Source organism: Dyadobacter sp. UC 10, assembly GCF_008369915.1.
Taxonomy (GTDB): domain Bacteria; phylum Bacteroidota; class Bacteroidia; order Cytophagales; family Spirosomataceae; genus Dyadobacter.
In genome coordinates, this window is the sequence record NZ_VSRN01000001.1 from 3889111 (window position 1) to 3905689 (window position 16579).

Genomic DNA, 16579 nt, shown 5'->3' on the forward strand with positions numbered 1-16579 from the left:
TTGACTTGTCGCGGGTGCGCGTAAAGCAAGCGATCGGAAAATGGAACAAGATTAAGTGGTAACGGTGGAAAGCTGCGTTGTGACTGTTTTTTTCTGGTAGCTGTCGATGTAGCGGATTCCCAGGAAGCGAATCATAACCGCATATGGAAACCAGAACGCAATATCATAAGGTCTGCCGCCGGTAACCAGCAGTACCATCATCGACAAAAAGAAAAAGGCCAGAAATGTGCTCAGCGGGTTGGTATACCTGCGAATTTCACGAATCGCAAACAGAAAAAGGAACAGGTTGAAGCTTGCGAAAAACAGAAATCCGAATATCCCCTGGTCTACCCAGGCTTCCAAAATCGGAACGTCGAGATATTCGGCCTTATAGCCTCTGCCTAAAAATACTTCCCACGAAAAGAGGGTTTCCATAAATTCTCCAAAACCGCTCACCCTGCCCATAGCGGAATAATCCACATCCGCTTCTTCCGAAAGCCTGACCCCTGTAGATGTGAAAATTACATTCATAATCCGGTCCTGAAAGATATCCCAGTAGCCGAGAAGCAGGTTTAGAATATCGCCATAGCGTGACAGGAAGTAATTGATCCCAATCAGAATCAGAATGATAAAAATAAAATTTCTGAATTTGAATGCACTTCCGATGGCGGAGAAGATGTTGGAAACTTTGAACCGGAAAATAAAAAAGGCAAAAGCGGCAATACCAACGCCCAGGTAGCTGGATTTGGCGAGAGACATCACGACTACACCAAGCCCGAACAATACAGAAAAAAACAGGAAAATACGGGTCAGAAGACCTTTTGTATTGCCGAGCATCATCAATGCGGTAAGCATACATACCACTCCATTCCGTGCTGTAATGTGAGGATTACCGCCTGGTTGGGCCCCTTCATTAGCAAAATTCACTGCGGCCCGCATTCCCGGCGTCCAGTTTGGGTCGGTGATCAGGGAGTAAACAAGCGTGATGTTCGTGAAAAAAGACAGGAGAAAAATCACCATGACGAGGGTGTCTTTCACATCGTTAGGAACGTGCAGAAGCAAGACCAGAAAGCCGAAGGTGAATACGAAGTTCCCAACGTCGGAGATGGACTTACCTACATGATTAAAGAATACGAAGTAGTAAAGCGCCATTAAAAGGAACGCCAGGCCAAGGTTGAAAAGGATGATATTCGGTTTATAAAGCCGCTTGAATAGGTGCATTGGAACCATCAAAACCAATGCAAACGAGAAGAAAATAGCAGTAAAAATGCTGCTGGCAGGACCTACGCCCAACGTATCTCTAATAAAAAATATCAGCGGAAACCCGTTGAACATCATGGCGATGCCCAGCGAGTATCTGAGATAATTAAAATTATTGGCTACATTAAGTAAGCTCCAATTCATTTGGAAAATCTGTAACGAATGTATTTGAAATCGAATCGGGAAATGAAATAAACGATTTTCCTGACCCGGCACCAAAGATACTTGATTTTGTTGAGTAGCGCCGAACTGTTCGTAGAAATGTACAATTCCTGCACCCGCTTGTGCTCTTCGCTTCCTACGTGTGCGATCGTCGAGGATTTGGCATCGGCGTGAATGCGTAGTGCACCGGCAAGTCCTTCGATTTTCTTAGTAGTCGTTTGTTTGTGAGCGGTATAGCGTGTCACAAACTCGTAATCGAATGCAAAACGGTAGCTTTCATCGAATAGCCCGTACTTTTCGACCAGTCCGCGTTTGAAAAAAAGTGACTGATTATGGATCTGCATTCCTTCCAGTATCTGACAGTCGAAATCGAATGAGGTTGTTTTCAAGAGTTCAATCACTTCGTCGTCGGTTGAGATCATGTACAAATCACCGTAAAGAATATCGGTCTTGTACTGCGCTGCTGCTTCTCCAAAACGTTTGAAAGTGCCGGGAAAATATACATCGTCGGAATTTTGGAAACTGATATAGTCGCCGGTTGCTCTTCTGAGCGCCTTATTGATCGCGTCTACCTGACCTTTATCTTTTTCAGAAATCCACCAGGTAATGTATTTTTCGTACTTTTTAATAACTTCCACACTCTCGTCGGTAGAGCCGCCGTCGACGATCAGGTACTCTAAATTCGGATAGTTCTGATTGAGTATGCTGAGAATGGTTCGTTCAAGAAACGGCGCCTGGTTGTATGAAGGCGTAATAATAGTAAGCTTCGGCAGATTTTTGACGCTACTTAGTGCAGCATCTCCGTTCAGTTGCAGACCGGATACGAATTTACGCAGCGTATGTGTGTTTTTTTCTAGGAAATGCATTGCATCCTGTTTAAAACTGATCAATATATTCAGTAACTGCCGACAACTTTTTGGCAACGTTATTTCTCAAAACCCTGTATTTGCGGATATAGGCCAGCTTTCCGTATACTGGCAGTTCAGAATTCGGCAGGTACTTCTGATAACTTTTCAGACTTTCCTTGTACTGTTTTAGCAGATTTTGAAAAGCGGGATTTTGCCCAGCCAAAGCCTGGTGATTTGACCAAACGGCATCAAAATAAGTTAAACCGGCAAAGTCTGCTGAAATAAGAGAAGTTTCGTCAACCGTATATTTTCCAGCATTTTCCGAGAGCCTATTATTTAAAATGGCGTGCAGCCCAAAATGCCACGCCGGGTTTGAAATGATCTTTGTTTTGGGAATCCAGACCGGAATATAATTCATCCAGAGCTGATCCATATTCATTCCGTTACAAAGGTCAAATGCAGCTCTGTCCAGCGTTCTACTACGCCACCAGTCCAGCGTTTTCTTCGTTGTTTCACTGTTTTTCAATATCCAGCTCCCGGAATGAAACATACCGACATTCAGAATCCGTTTATCGTCGAGTACTTCGGATTTAGCCAGCGGTTTTAGAATGTTTGGAGTCAGATAAAATTCGGTTCCCTGGTCAAGAACCGGCGTCACCGATTGATACAACAATACGGTTGGTGCAAGAAATGTCAGTAATTCACAATCGGGATGCAGATTTAGCAACCATTTTGCTACCCACGGGCGCGCTGCTGCCAGAAGTTCAAAATCAAAATATTCCTGAACCCAGCTTTCCCAGCGCGGGATCTCGATCCGGGAGATATCAACTGCCTGAATGTGCGAAGGCAGTTCTTTAAGCGGAGCCGCATCGACCCAGCAAAGATAAAAAACAGTATCCGGTTCAAATTTTGACACCGAATCAGCCAAAGTAAGTGCGTGAGCCAGATTTGTCCTGTTACAGACTGTATAGATAATATTCATTTAAGATTAATCGGCTTCCGGCTTGGTGTTAAAATAGGGCAGGTCCCTGATATTTGATCGGCAAATGCCGGTCAATGCAAATGGTAGCGCGTCGCTGTTTCCGATTCGCATGACGTTTCGGGCGAAATGATTCCGTACAATATGAGTAGGCTTTCTCAGCTGGGGCCAGAAACGATTTGCTTCCAGATCCCAGAAAACAGAGTCTGCGTGCTGCAAACGGACCTCGTGCCGATATTGATAAGCCTCTTTCCGTTTGTTTTGCAAGGTTTTTGTCATTCGCTCAATCCGACAAAGGTAAAGTCCATTATCGGTATAACCGTTTCCGAATAGTATTTTTTCGTCAGTAGTTAGTCCTGAAAGCCTTTTTAAAATATGATCTGAGATTTTTCCGGGATTGTCGAAATAAGGTGCGGCTGTGAGATAATCATATCCCTGCTTACACCAATAGTAGAGTTCGTCGCGCACAACCCAACTATTCAGTTCGTGGATGAGCAGAAAATCACACCAGTTGAACCTGTCGTAAAAATCTTCCATCAAAAACAGAGAAGCCAGATGGTCGCGTGACTGAAAGTATTTTTTCGGAAAGTAAATAACGTCGATATCCTCATTATGCTCCTTCACAATAGAGAGGTCGGCACCTTCGAATGTGATGAATATCAACGGATACTGATGCAGGGTTTCCAGACAATGGTGCAAAATCCGTTCCTCGGTCGGGTCAATTTCGGGGTTCAGGATAGGAATGACAACGGATACAAGCTCTTTCATCAGAATGTTTCCAATTGGCCAATCACATATTGGATAGGTTTTTTGAGAAATTTGCGTACCCGCTGGTACCGCCGAACCGGCGCAGGCTTGATATAGGCACAGGGGAATTTACGGTAATATGCATTTCCTTTTGATAACAGGCTGTTCCGGTAAATTCCAAATAGTTCGGTAAGATCCGTGCGATCCGCTAACTCAAAACGATCCTGGTATTTAGACAATATTTCCGGTTTCGCAGGATCATAACCGCTGTAATGGAAAAAAAGCAGTTGATATTCGCCATTGACCATAAACCGTTCGTTTTGAAAGGAAAATGTGCGCTCGTGCAGGTTCCAGTAGGCGGCGTTGTATCCGGGATTTCTTTCTATCAAGGTATCGGGAACAAATACCGGCAGAAAATTCATCCAGTTCTGATCAACAAAAAGTCCGTTACAGAGATCTATCAGGCATTCATACCTTAATTTTTCTTCCCACCATTCGATAAATCGGTTATTTTCCTCACTTCGCATGAAAGCAACGAAACCGAGATTGTAGACACCGGTATTTAAATGGTGCAGTTCATTCGGCGTAAGCTGGTCTTCGATAGGTGTTGTAATGTGGGGCGTAACCACTGCACTGTGTTTTTGCAGTGAGTTTATTAAACCTTCAAGAGACTGGAAGACGATGATGTCGGGATCAAAATAAATGACTTCCGTCGCCTCAGGATAATGCCTGAAAAAATAGGTGAAGTAAAATGGCTTTACCGCCGTGTTAAGCTCAGTAATATTATACCGCTCCGCCATTTCCTGAAAATCTTTGATCTCGATCTTGTCAATCTCAATCATTGGGAATTCAGTTGTGTAGGGATTTTCGAAAGCAATGCCTTCAAGGGAATCAACCAGCCCGATAAAGAATTTCACATCCGGATTAGTGGATTTGAGTGAATCTCCTAATGTCCTCGCCTGAGCTAAGTAATTGATCGAGCAAATGGTAAAGGCAATGGTCATTGATTTTGCTGTTCCGAAACCTGTAAAGGTAAGTACTTTTGAATAATGGCTTCGATACTGCCTACGCTTTTATCGGTATTGTGCCGCTCTAACACCTTTTTTCTTCCGTTGCGGCCCAGTGTTTCGCGCAGTGCCGGATCAAGGATTAATTGAATGATTGCATCGGATGCAGCAGAAATATCAACGTACGGTACCACAAAGCCAGCATCGCTTTCGATGAGCTCCGGTGCGCCGCCGGCATCTTCAAAGCATACTACCGGAATTTCCAGTAAGGCTGCTTCCAGTACTACCAGGGGATAAGGATCTTCCCGTGAACTGAGCAGGAGCACGTCAAAACGATTGATATAATCCAGGGCATTCGGGGTAGGAGGGATCAGGATAATCTTGTCGGTTAGACCCATCAAACGTATATCGCTTTCAATCAGCGTGTAAATTTCATGCTGCGGCCCTGCGCCTATCCAGACGAAGTACACAGGCAAAGGTTGCGTTTTGTGTATTACGCGCTTGGCAATCCAGTTAAATATATCATTTCCTTTGCGCCACTCGGCATTTCCGCAGCCTCCGATCACGATCGCGTCGGCCGGGACTTTATGCGTTTTTTCAAGTAGATTGTGCTGGACTGTTCTTAGTTTCTGATCAATATGCTCGTGGTCGATCAGTGTAAATGTACTGACGCGCGAAGGAGGGAAATCGTATTTCTTAACGTAATAATTGGCTACTGCATGAGAAACAGCGATCAGGTGATCGGCTTTGTGCAGCATGAATGCCAGATGCTTTTCGTGCGAATACATTTTTACCGACATCGCGAGCTCGTGCACAAAAAGTACGAGCGGAACATGGTGCAGAAATTTCAGAAAGTCGTGGTAGACGCCGGAGTTAGCGATTGAATTGACGAAAACAAGTCCGATATTCTGCATTTCCAGTTCGGATACAACTCTGTCTGCCCCTTTCTGAACCGTGTGTTCTTCGTAAAATTTGTACAGATTGACCTTTTTTAAAATCTTTCCAGTAAAGGGCGTCGGGGCGACTTTGTTATTCTGGTAGAGCCTGGTAATGGTCACTACTTCTTCAAATTCCTTTTCAAGTTCTCCTCCGCTGCAAAGCAAAAGATGCATCGGGATACCTCGCTCTTTCAAAAGCCTTAGAAGCTGCAATAGCAGCAACTGGCTCCCGGCCCGGTTCGCGTCGTGACTGACGAAAAGTATTTTCTTTTGCTCCATTAACAATTATCGCTATCTCAAACTTGGGACATTCTCATACATGGCCAGCATAGATATCAATGTATCAGTAAGCTTCGTAGCTCAGTTTTCCAGGAACCTTTTTAGCCGGATTGCCAACGTAAATACCCCATTCCTCAGTTTCTTTCGTAATCGCCGAGGCCATGCCCACAAGCGTTCCCTGGGCGATCATTGTATAATCGCGTATCGTACTGTTCACCCCAAAAAATGAGTATGGCTCAACCACGCAATGCCCTGACAGCACAACATGTGATGTAAAGAAAACATGGTCTTTAATTTGCCCGTGGTGCCCGATATGATTCCCACTCCACATGACCACATTATTGCCGACAGTTGTAAAAGGCTGAATGGTATTATCTTCCAGAATAAAGCAGTTCTCACCAATAACACTTTTGTCGAAAATGGTGGCTTTGGAACTGATGTAGGAAATGAACTGGTATCCTTTGGACTTGGCCTCATGATAGATCGCTTCTCTGTTCCGGTTCATATTGCGGCCGGTCATCGGGGCGAAAAAGGAATGTTCTGTCGGCGGAAAGAGCGTTTCTACGTCTTCGAATGCAACAACGGGTAATCCCTTGAAAGATTCCTGATCTATATACTGGCGGTTAATAGTGAACGCAACTATTTCATGCTCTGAGTCATGAGTCAAATAGTAATGTGCTAGTTCTGCCGTGTCGAGTACTCCAAATATGATAATCTTGGCCATTCTAAATTAATTCGTAAGCTTTCAGTTGTTTCCTGATCTCTTCGGGGCTGTTAAACATCAGGATATCAATTACAGATAACCAAGGTACAAAAGCATTTTTGAATTGGATATATGGAGCTGAAAGACTTTTAATGAAGTCGAGCTTAATCCCTTCTCTTTCAAATTTGCCTTTGTCATACAATTCCATTCCACCGATCGGATTAATGTAATGTCTGGCATTTTCCTGTTTGCAGATGTCCAAAATTCTGTCCTGTCCTTTCAGATGTGTGTTGTTATAGATTGTTGAGGAGGGGATAATTTCAGTATTAATGTCCATAAATGCGCAGGTCCTGATCAGCGCATGCAAGGTTAGTTCGTTGATGGTACTAACTTCTAAATTTACGATTTCTTCAATCAGAACAAAAACCTTTTGATAATAGGGGGCTTTCTGGTAAGACTGTTGAATGGTCTTTAAAAACTTTTTCTGCCAGGGTTCGCCCGAAGACAATGCTACTTCACTAATGAGCTTGTTCTGGCTTGCGTCTTTTAAAGGTATAGTGAAAAGATGCGCTTTTCCCGACACCAGTATGTTATTTCGATTGATCCAGCCTTTGTTGATAAAATTCACATCATCGTAGATAATGAACTTATCAACAGCATTGATCAGTTGGAAATAGCCTATATAGGGGAATATATAGGGCTGCATGATTGCAATGGTCATGTGAAGCTATTTGAGTTTCCGAAGATAATAATCCTCTCCTTTTACATCCAGGTTGGTCATTGTAGTATCGGAACCGAGGCGAATATCGGTAGGTAGAGCTTTGATCTTACTCGTATCATTTACTACGCTTCTGGCATAAAACAGGTAGTCAGCTTCCTTTGGGATCGGTTTCAGGCCTTGTTCAAAAGGATTGATCGAAATCAGTTTGCGCGACAATTCCGCACCATACAATGGATATTCAAAATCATCATTGATGGTTGCCAATGCCACGGTAGCATCCGGCGGTACGATTGAATCGAATGCCTGGTAGGGTTTCGTAATATCGGGACGCGCGATGGTCTGAAATTTAACGCGCTCGGTTTTAAAGGCAGATTCGTGTCCGTAGGCAGGCAGCGGCAGGCAGCGGACATTGAGGTAAACCGACATTACGGCCGAAATACAGGCCAGTACCACAATCACAAATACGTAACCTTTCCAAACATTACGCCGCGGCTTGGTGATCGACAGGCGGTGATGTGAAAATAACAGTAGCAGAAAAAGTACGCCGAATAAGCCGGTTTCTATAAAATACCTCCCTTTAAAAGGATCGTAGGGTGCCGAATACGATAATGTTGCGAAATGAAGGCAGAATGCCAGGGCGAGGAACCAATGTACCCTGGACCGGAACACACGCACAAGTACCAGCAGGACGAGGGGGAGTGTCAATGCAAATCCGAATACGCCCCAGTAAGGATTGGCATTGTAGTTCTGAAATCGCCGCTGCATGGAAAATGGCAGGATCGAGAAATCGGTTTCCTCATCCAGCCGCATATGCAGTTTATCTTCGAGGGCGACAATAGGTTTCCTGATGGTCGTATTCAGATTATAGCCCCACTGCGCATTTCTGATACCGTCAAGATTAAAGAAATCATAAGCGTACCTGACCATATTCCTGCTTCCCTGTTCGAAAAGGTTGGATAAAGGTCCTGCTCTTTCGACCGATTGGTGTTTCAAAGAAGTCGGGGGGCCAATAGGATGCCCGAAAACCATAATGTTTTTGATATATCCGGTTGGGAAGGTGTAAATGAGCATCGCCACAAATATGGAAACGCCGAGCTTGACAAACCGGGCAAAAAAAGTTTTCAGATCAGGTGCCAGGAATACGGTGTAGAGCATGATCACGAATACCGAAGGCAGAAGCAGTGCAAATGTCACTTTATGCCCAAAAACGATCCCGAAAATCATTCCGGAGAAATAGAGGTACTTATTCGATCTGGTTGAATAATAGGTAAAAAGAAAGTACATCAGACAGCTCAAATAGGCGGTCATGACAATATCCGTCTCAGTTGAAATAGCCTGCATTAAAAAGTCGAGGAACAGGCTGTATGCCAGCGCGCAAAAGAAGCTTGCGGACAAATTTCTGCCTATCCGCTGGGCAGTGCCGAACACTGCAACCAGAGAAATATAATAAGAGGCATGATGGATCAGCTTGAATGCATTTTCGAAATTTCCGCTAATTAAATAGCTGTAAATCTGAATGGTAGTCAGGCTTTTAGGATAAGTATCCATATTCCAGTTTGTACCTCCAAAGTGCGCCATCGTTCCCCGCTGAATGTAGCGTACCGCCCGATTGAGGTGGCCGGTCATGCTGTCCCATTCGTTCGGGGCGGTAAAGAGCACCAGTATCAGATTCGTGACCCCGATGAATACAAACGTGGAAAACATGATCAGAAAAATCGCTTTCAGATACGGAGAGAGCTCTCTGATCCAGGCCCTGAAGGTTGTCAGGCGATTTGATAAAACAGATCTTACAGAATAGCCCGGCCCAGCGTTTACCAGATAAGACCAAATCAGATAATGAAGAGACAGAATCAGGAAGCTGGTGATGATCCACACGTAAACATGAGCGGTGAGATCAAGGGCGGAGAGGATAAAGCCGCTGGGAATAATGCTTCCGGTGAATAGGACAAAACAGCTGAGCAGCCACTCAGTAAGCGAAGGCTGAGCAACCTTTTTTGCAACAAATCCTATACCGTATAAAAAGAGAAAAAAGGCAAGCCAATAAAAAAGTACCATTCGATTATGGTGATAAATGACCATTAATGATGCCGGATATGCGCTCAATATCTGAGTAGGGCAGACCAACATATAAAGGCAAACTTAACACTCTTAATGCTATATCTTCAGAAACCGGACAAGCAAATTGCCGCGGCATGAAAGAAAGGGTATTTAACGAAGGGAAAAAGTAACGGCGGGGAATGATTTCCTGTTCCCGTAAAGCGTCCATTATACGGAACATTACTTCCTCCGAAGGAAACACGACCGGGTAATAGGCATAGTTGTACTCGATATCGCTGCTGATTGCAGGCTTGTAAAGCAGATCCCAGTTCAGCAGGCTGTCATAGGCATCGAAAACTTCTTTTCTTGCCTGGATAATTTCCGCCACGCGCGGCAGGTTAACCAATCCCATAGCCGCATGGAATTCGGAATTCTTCCCGTTAATACCCGCATATAAATAAAGGTCATCGCCCTGGTGTCCGAATGCGCGCAATAAATGCAGCTTTTTGTCCAGTTCAGGGTGATTGGATACTAATGCGCCGCCCTCAATGGTATGAAAAACCTTGGTAGCGTGAAAGCTGCATGTGCTGAGATCGCCGTAGGAAAGCAGAGATTTGCCTTTGTAAGTCACTCCGAATGCGTGTGCTGCGTCGTAAATGACTTTAAGATTATGCTTTTTGGCTATTTCTTCAATTGCTTCAATATCACAGGGATTTCCGTAAACGTGCGTCGCCAGGATAGCCGAAGTGGCAGGTGTGATCGATGCCTCGATGAGCGCTGGATCTATATTGAAAGTTTTCGCATCAATATCTACGAAAACGGGCGTGCAATTCTCCCATAAGATTGCATTGGAAGTGGCGCAATAAGAGAAGGGAGTTGTGATAATTTCCCCTTTCAATTCAAGCGCTTTGATCGCTATCTGCAGAACGATGGTTCCGTTTCCACAAAAATAAAGGTGATCAACTTTTAAATATTTTTTCAGCTCTTCTTCAAGCTGTTGCAATACAGGCCCGTTGTTGGTGATGTAGCCGCGGTCCCATATTTCATGGACTAATTTCAGGTACTCTTCCCGTTCTGGCAGAAAGGTTTTAGTGACATTAATCATTCACTACGTGTTCAGTTTGGCGAATGGAAAAATTAAGTTGGGGGCGAATATATCCGGGCCATTTGCCATACCAGGTAACATTTTCACGATAGTCCTCAATATCAAATACCAGTGCTTCTTCCATGTTGTAAAGCACCGTGCTGGTATCTTTTACGATCATCATGGAGACTACGTAAGAGCCGTCGTTAAGGAAATTGCCCGGAAGCTCGCAGGTTCCGGTGACCAATCCTTTCGGGAAGCTTTCGGATTGCGTGCCTACATTAAAAATGCATTCACCGGTAAATGTGTATAAATGCATACTTAAGTTGAGGTTCGCGCCTTCTACCAGGTTCCAGAATTCGAACTGGAAATTGATAGGCGTCCGAACGTCAATATGGTTCAGGTCGTCCTGATATTCGGGGAATAGCTTGAAACGCTTTACCCTTACCTGGTCATTGCCTGGTGCGCTTTCAATGTTGTCCCAATGCTTATCGAGGGATTTATGCGAAACCTTGCTTAAATAATTCGTAACGATATGCGTTGTTTCTCCCTGATCAATCAGACGGCCTTTTTCAAAATAAAATGATTTATTACAAAGTGCCTGGATTGCAGTCAGGTTGTGGCTTACGAATATCAGCGTACGCCCGCTTTCCGATACGTCCCGCATTTTACCGAGGCATTTCTTTTGAAATTCGGTGTCTCCCACTGCCAGTACTTCGTCGACGATCAGGATTTCAGGGTTGAGGTGAGCTGCGATAGCAAAGCCCAGTCTCACATACATACCTGACGAATACCTTTTAACAGGAGTATCGAGAAATTTCTCAACCCCTGCAAAGTCAACGATGGCATCGAAGGATTCACGGATCTCGCTTTTGTTCATTCCGAGAATCGCCCCGTTCAGGAAGATATTTTCTCTTCCGGTAAGTTCAGGATGAAAACCTGTTCCTACTTCCAGTAAGCTTGCAATACGGCCTTCTATTTTGATCTGCCCCGTACTTGGTTCGGTAATCCGGCTGAGAATTTTGAGCAAAGTCGATTTGCCTGCTCCGTTATGACCAACAATACCGATACGGTCGCCCTGGTCGATACTAAAATTAATATCCTTGAGTGCCCAGAATTCTTCCTTGTCCGAAAAATCATCCTGCGCCTTCTTTCTTGAAAATAACTTGTCGACCGTTTCCGTCACAACATCACGCAGGCCGGTTGACCCACTTTTGCGCTGGTGGTCGATGATATATTTTTTACTGATGTTTTCAGCTACAATGACAGGCATGCCCTAGTGTAATTTTCAGATGTGATCCACAAATGTGTTCTCTTTCCTTCGAAAATAGATCAAAGATAGTACGAGAATCGAAAAGGAAATGATCACCGTCGAGTATAAACTTTGTGGATTAAAATACGATTTCTCTCCCAGTAAACACCAGCGGAAACCACCGATAATGCCTACAAGGGGATTCAGATTATAATATTTTTCAAACCAGGTATCTCTAACAAGCGAACTCGGATAAGCAACCGGCAACACATACATTCCGACTTGAATTAAGAATGGAATCAGTTGGCCGATATCCCGAAAACGCACATTCAATACTGCAAAAAACAGCCCGAAACCCATCGATGTAATAAATGTAAGTAAAACAAAGAAAGGAATGTATACGATCTGCCAGCTTATCGTGTAGTCAAAGAATGGAGTAAGTACGATAAAAATGCCAAGTGCGATTAAAAAATCAACAAAACCTACCGCAATGGAACTTAGCGGCATCAGCAATCTCGGGAAATATACCTTGGATACCAGGTTCGAATTGAGCAGGATGCTGTTGCTGATCTGCTGAAATGTGTTCGAAAAGAATGTCCAGATAGTCAGGCCGCTCAATACCATGAGAGGATATGGAATCCCAGGGTCACTATCGATTTTAGCTACGTAACTGAATACAAACACCATTACAGTCATGGTCATAAAAGGGCGCAGCACGCTCCACGCAACACCCAGTAATGTTTGTTTGTAACGTACAGAGATGTCCCTTTTCGACAAAATCCATAAAAGCTGCCGATGAAGCCAGAGATCCTTCCAGTAGTCCTTTTCCGAACCGCCTGCTTTGATTGTAATTGTGTGTTGCGCCGCCATTTTTACGCTTGTTCTACTCTGACTGTGGTTGCAGGAGTACTGAATACTGTTCTGAAATAAGTAAATATCAACGCGATCATTAACCCGGCAAGGGCGCCTATCTTCGCATTTTTCTTGTTCTCCTGTTTCATATCAAGAGGGACTTTAATTCCTTCGATTTCAGTGAAAAGCGGTGCTTCACGCACGAGCGACATCTGCATTTTTTCTGCATTTGCCATTGCTTCGTAATACAGCTGCTGGAGGAAAGTGGATTTACGCTCCATACTATTGGTCGAAACCTTAGCTTCCGGCAACATAATTTGCGAACTGTAATCCATTTGTTTTGCCAGCTTGTGTTCTGCTATACCCAGCACAGTAGCAAGCGAGTCGGCGCGATGCTGGAGCAAACGAAGCGTTTTTCTTGTTTTCTGGGTCTGGTTTTCGGTGTACATTTCTTCCACCGTTTTCAGTAGTGTAGTTACCCACATACCTGCGAGCGCCTCGTTTTCCATCAGGGTAGAAATAGAAATAAAGGACGATTTACGATCCAGTGAGGCGATCTCCGTAGCATCCGCAGCTTTTTTTACAATCTCATTTAATATGATCCTCGACTTCCTGTCCAATTTTTTTAGATCGTTTGTTACGAAATGGAAATTATGCAAGTCTGGTCTTTCTTCCCATTCAGAAGTTTTAATGCCGCTGGAATCGATAAAGAAGTTGGCGAAAATCTCCTTCTTCCCATGAATATCCACTTCCTTCATCAAATTTCTTTCCAAAACTGGCCGTGATTTCACGAAGTAAAAGAAGTTTTCACCCGTAAAAATATTAGCGTCCGGAGCTGACCCCAGCCCAAGCAAGCCTGCCATTTCACCAAAACCAGCACCCTGGCCGCTACCGCCTCCGAGGTTAAACACCACGTTTGCTTCGAACTTGTTCGCTTTCTTTACATAAGTATCCAATGCATATCCGATTCCGAAACCGATCAGCGGTAGCAGCAGGATCATTTTCCAGTTGCGGATAATGGCATCTTTGACAACAATAACTTTTTCAACTACCTCCCTTGGAGACAGTTCATCGTCGGGAATTTGCTGCGGTTGTGCAGGTGCGAGTGTTTGAGACATTATCTTATTGAGCGAAAAGCCAATACTGTTACTATTAATCCCATGACCGAGCTCAGCAAGCCGGTGGCTGTTGAGATTGCCTGTTGCGTGTTCAACGCAGGGGCTGCCCGCACAGGTACAAATATCTCTGAACCAGGCTGAACTTTCGGGTAAACGTTAAAGAAAAGGAATCTTCTTGTACGGTCCACGTTTCCGTTAGGGTATTTAATATAAGAGCTTTTGCGGAGAGACTGCACTGTAAACCCGCCCGACTGCGAAATGTAATCCGTAAACGACATTCCTTTGCCATATTTAACCGTGGTAGGGTATAGTACAGAACCTGCTACCTGGACTGTTTCAAGACGCTTCGGAATGCGGATAATATCTCCTTCCTGTACGATCAAATCTTCAAAAGAGCCAGGGTTTTTCAAAATATTCTTAAGAACGATACCGATTTTCTCCTCTTTCACATTAGGAACGTCGCCGAGGATTGTGCCTTTTTTAATGCTATTTTCTGTTATTTCAGCCTGTTCATAATCAGTAGGCTGTTCAAGGTCACGAACAATGGTACGACGTAGTAAGGTTGCACCTTCCGGATAAGCCAACTCTGTGAGTCCGCCTGCTCTTTTAATGATATCACTGATCTTATCATTTTTATTGACGATCGTGTAAGGTCCTGTCACAAGCACTTCGCCTTCAACAAAAACAGTCTGCTGCTCCACGTAATTAGGCGACTTCCGCACGATGATTTGATCAAAAGGCAGCAATCTGAAATTCGTAGCCTTGCTGTTGAGCGAAAGATCCCTGTTCAGGTCAAATTTAAATACTTCTGAAATTTGTGCATTTGCGGTACCTGCAACCCCATTTCGTTTGCGCCTTACAACTTCCACTTCGGAAGTATAAGCCGATTCGCGAAGGCCACCTGCTTGTACAAGCGCATCTTCCAGTGTCATTTCAGATGTAAAAGGAAACTTACCCTCATTAACACCAATCTTCGTATTATTCACCTCACCTTCTACGCTTACATAGGCAGATTCAGCCATATCAAATTTAGAAGGTACAATCACCTGGTCGAGGCGCGTCAAGATGAGGTCAGGCACCACATTATTGATCAGGTCAACATAATTCATGGAGATATTCTGCAATGTCAGATCGTCTCTTGTTCTTAATACATTGATCCGACCAGCAAAAGCGTCCTCCCTTAAACCCTGGGCATTCTCAATTAATTTTTTGAGGGTTGGGCTGCTGTCGAGTGAAAAATCGCCCGGACGCATCACCGCACCTTCAATCGTTACAATATTTTCATACCTATCTAAAACGGTACCTACATCAATAGAATCCCCTGTCGCGATTTCAAAATTATCATATTCGCCTTCCGAAACGTCGAGCAGCTTTCTCTCTTTGGAGGTAATCCGCTGAATTTTCAGTCTTGCGCGATACGCCTTATCCTGAAAACCACCGGCATATTTGAGCACGTCACCAAGTTTCTCTTCTGTCTTTAACTCATAAATACCCGGACGTTTAACCATACCGGTTATTTCTGCACGTTTTAAATAGTAGCCAACGACAATATTATCGTTATCCTGAACCCTTATATCGCCTTCGATTTTACCGTTAACGAGGTAGTCATAGATGTCCATGTGTGACACGACCTTTCCATTTCGCACTACACGCACATCGCGGAAAGATCCAATTTCATTGGGGCCGCCCGCCTGATACAGGGCATTGAACGCAGACGAAAGCGATGATACTTCATAAGTGCCTGGATTAATAACTTCCCCGGTCACAAAAACCTTCACAGAACGGATATTGCCGAGCGTTACCATCAATTTCGTACGCGCGGTTTCACCTCCGCTGCCAATCAGCCCAGGTACAAACTTCGCGAACTTGTCGATCAGTATCTTCCGGATCTCTTCTATTGTACGACCGGCAACCTGCACCGGGCCAACCCTGGGAATTAGGATATTACCGTCTTTGTTAACGACTCCCTCGTAGGTGCTTTCCGCGTAGTTATAGATGTAAATGTTCAATTCATCGCCAGGTCCGACAACATAGTTGGTTGGCGTAGCAATTTGTAAATCAGGGATTGGATCCAGATTTTTATCTGCGAAAATGGAATAACCGTAGATCTTCTGGCGAAATGCTTCCTTTTCCTCTTCCTCTGGCGTCAGCGTGGTAGAAGTAGAAGTGTTGACTTTACTCTGATCACTATTCTGTTCGCCGTTTTGTCCGTTCTGGTTCGCAGGATTTTTGCCCTTTTCGTTTGACTGGCTGTCATTTCCCTGTTGATTTCCAGGTTGTTGTCCATTTTGCTGATTTCCGGATTGGGGGGAATTAGCATTTCCCGGCGTATTGCCTTGGGTGTTGCCGGTCGTGGTACTTCTTGGTCCGGTCTGCTGCGCATTTCCCTGATTGCCTTGTGTGGCTGGCGCCTGAGTAGCTGGGGCAGTGGGTGTTACCTGGGAAATTGCGGGCAGAGAAATCAGAAAACTAAGAAAATAAAGAAGTAAGGATTTATAACTTTTAGTCAATCTGAATCTGTTCATATGAAGAATTATTGTACTATTGAAATGCTGAAAATCCATGAAACCTATCTGTTAGACTAGTATTTTTGATTTTGGGATCCGGGCAGCG

General features: G+C 44.2%; 14 protein-coding genes. All 14 read right to left on the reverse strand.

The window, feature by feature from the left end; translation table 11 throughout:
- Positions 1 to 51: 51 nt before the first annotated feature.
- Positions 52 to 1383: a hypothetical protein gene (locus FXO21_RS16200; RefSeq protein ID WP_149641050.1), complete on the reverse strand. Its 1332-nt coding sequence runs from the start codon at positions 1381 to 1383 to the stop codon at positions 52 to 54.
- Positions 1380 to 2267: a glycosyltransferase family 2 protein gene (locus tag FXO21_RS16205; protein WP_149641051.1), complete on the reverse strand. Its 888-nt coding sequence runs from the start codon at positions 2265 to 2267 to the stop codon at positions 1380 to 1382. The genes FXO21_RS16200 and FXO21_RS16205 overlap by 4 nt, the downstream gene beginning before the upstream one ends.
- Before the next feature lie 10 nt (positions 2268 to 2277).
- Positions 2278 to 3231 carry a hypothetical protein gene (locus FXO21_RS16210; RefSeq protein ID WP_149641052.1) on the reverse strand — a complete coding sequence of 318 codons (954 nt, stop codon included), beginning with the start codon at positions 3229 to 3231 and terminating at the stop codon, positions 2278 to 2280.
- A gap of 6 nt (positions 3232 to 3237) precedes the next feature.
- Positions 3238 to 3996: a DUF5672 family protein gene (locus FXO21_RS16215; protein ID WP_149641053.1), complete on the reverse strand. Its 759-nt coding sequence runs from the start codon at positions 3994 to 3996 to the stop codon at positions 3238 to 3240.
- Positions 3996 to 4979 (reverse strand): glycosyltransferase family protein, encoded by a 984-nt coding sequence (locus tag FXO21_RS16220; RefSeq protein ID WP_149641054.1) that lies wholly within the window; start codon positions 4977 to 4979, stop codon positions 3996 to 3998. The genes FXO21_RS16215 and FXO21_RS16220 overlap by 1 nt, the downstream gene beginning before the upstream one ends.
- Positions 4976 to 6199, reverse strand: a complete 1224-nt coding sequence (locus FXO21_RS16225; RefSeq protein WP_149641055.1) for a glycosyltransferase family 4 protein — start codon at positions 6197 to 6199, stop codon at positions 4976 to 4978. Before FXO21_RS16225 ends, FXO21_RS16220 begins: the two co-directional genes overlap by 4 nt.
- 64 nt (positions 6200 to 6263) lie before the next feature.
- Positions 6264 to 6923 carry an acetyltransferase gene (locus FXO21_RS16230; RefSeq protein ID WP_149641056.1) on the reverse strand — a complete coding sequence of 220 codons (660 nt, stop codon included), beginning with the start codon at positions 6921 to 6923 and terminating at the stop codon, positions 6264 to 6266.
- 1 nt (position 6924) lies between these two features.
- The gene (locus FXO21_RS16235; protein ID WP_149641057.1) at positions 6925 to 7623 is read right to left on the reverse strand and encodes a WbqC family protein; all 699 of its coding nucleotides are present in this window, start codon (positions 7621 to 7623) and stop codon (positions 6925 to 6927) included.
- 6 nt (positions 7624 to 7629) lie between these two features.
- Positions 7630 to 9678: an ArnT family glycosyltransferase gene (locus FXO21_RS16240; protein ID WP_149641058.1), complete on the reverse strand. Its 2049-nt coding sequence runs from the start codon at positions 9676 to 9678 to the stop codon at positions 7630 to 7632.
- A 4-nt stretch (positions 9679 to 9682) separates the two neighbouring features.
- Positions 9683 to 10765: a DegT/DnrJ/EryC1/StrS family aminotransferase gene (locus FXO21_RS16245; RefSeq protein ID WP_149641059.1), complete on the reverse strand. Its 1083-nt coding sequence runs from the start codon at positions 10763 to 10765 to the stop codon at positions 9683 to 9685.
- On the reverse strand, positions 10758 to 12017 hold the full coding sequence (locus tag FXO21_RS16250) for an ABC transporter ATP-binding protein (RefSeq protein WP_149641060.1): 1260 nt from the start codon (positions 12015 to 12017) through the stop codon (positions 10758 to 10760). Before FXO21_RS16250 ends, FXO21_RS16245 begins: the two co-directional genes overlap by 8 nt.
- A 15-nt stretch (positions 12018 to 12032) precedes the next feature.
- On the reverse strand, positions 12033 to 12866 hold the full coding sequence (locus FXO21_RS16255) for an ABC transporter permease (RefSeq protein WP_149641061.1): 834 nt from the start codon (positions 12864 to 12866) through the stop codon (positions 12033 to 12035).
- A 2-nt stretch (positions 12867 to 12868) separates the two neighbouring features.
- Positions 12869 to 13966: a hypothetical protein gene (locus tag FXO21_RS16260; protein ID WP_149641062.1), complete on the reverse strand. Its 1098-nt coding sequence runs from the start codon at positions 13964 to 13966 to the stop codon at positions 12869 to 12871.
- A complete protein-coding gene (locus FXO21_RS16265; protein WP_149641063.1) occupies positions 13966 to 16491 on the reverse strand; it encodes an SLBB domain-containing protein in 2526 nt (841 codons plus the stop codon). Before FXO21_RS16265 ends, FXO21_RS16260 begins: the two co-directional genes overlap by 1 nt.
- Positions 16492 to 16579 lie beyond the last annotated feature (88 nt).

Bases quoted from the DNA above. Each gene is read 5' to 3' on its own strand.
- FXO21_RS16230 (WP_149641056.1), bottom strand. From the start codon at position 6,923: ATGGCCAAGATTATCATATTTGGAGTACTCGACACGGCAGAACTAGCA.
- FXO21_RS16250 (WP_149641060.1), bottom strand. From the start codon at position 12,017: ATGCCTGTCATTGTAGCTGAAAACATCAGTAAAAAATATATCATCGAC.
- FXO21_RS16265 (WP_149641063.1), bottom strand. From the start codon at position 16,491: ATGAACAGATTCAGATTGACTAAAAGTTATAAATCCTTACTTCTTTAT.
- FXO21_RS16210 (WP_149641052.1), bottom strand. From the start codon at position 3,231: ATGAATATTATCTATACAGTCTGTAACAGGACAAATCTGGCTCACGCA.
- FXO21_RS16245 (WP_149641059.1), bottom strand. From the start codon at position 10,765: ATGATTAATGTCACTAAAACCTTTCTGCCAGAACGGGAAGAGTACCTG.
- FXO21_RS16240 (WP_149641058.1), bottom strand. From the start codon at position 9,678: ATGGTACTTTTTTATTGGCTTGCCTTTTTTCTCTTTTTATACGGTATA.
- FXO21_RS16260 (WP_149641062.1), bottom strand. From the start codon at position 13,966: ATGTCTCAAACACTCGCACCTGCACAACCGCAGCAAATTCCCGACGAT.
- FXO21_RS16255 (WP_149641061.1), bottom strand. From the start codon at position 12,866: ATGGCGGCGCAACACACAATTACAATCAAAGCAGGCGGTTCGGAAAAG.
- FXO21_RS16215 (WP_149641053.1), bottom strand. From the start codon at position 3,996: ATGAAAGAGCTTGTATCCGTTGTCATTCCTATCCTGAACCCCGAAATT.
- FXO21_RS16225 (WP_149641055.1), bottom strand. From the start codon at position 6,199: ATGGAGCAAAAGAAAATACTTTTCGTCAGTCACGACGCGAACCGGGCC.
- FXO21_RS16205 (WP_149641051.1), bottom strand. From the start codon at position 2,267: ATGCATTTCCTAGAAAAAAACACACATACGCTGCGTAAATTCGTATCC.
- FXO21_RS16220 (WP_149641054.1), bottom strand. From the start codon at position 4,979: ATGACCATTGCCTTTACCATTTGCTCGATCAATTACTTAGCTCAGGCG.
- FXO21_RS16200 (WP_149641050.1), bottom strand. From the start codon at position 1,383: ATGAATTGGAGCTTACTTAATGTAGCCAATAATTTTAATTATCTCAGA.
- FXO21_RS16235 (WP_149641057.1), bottom strand. From the start codon at position 7,623: ATGACCATTGCAATCATGCAGCCCTATATATTCCCCTATATAGGCTAT.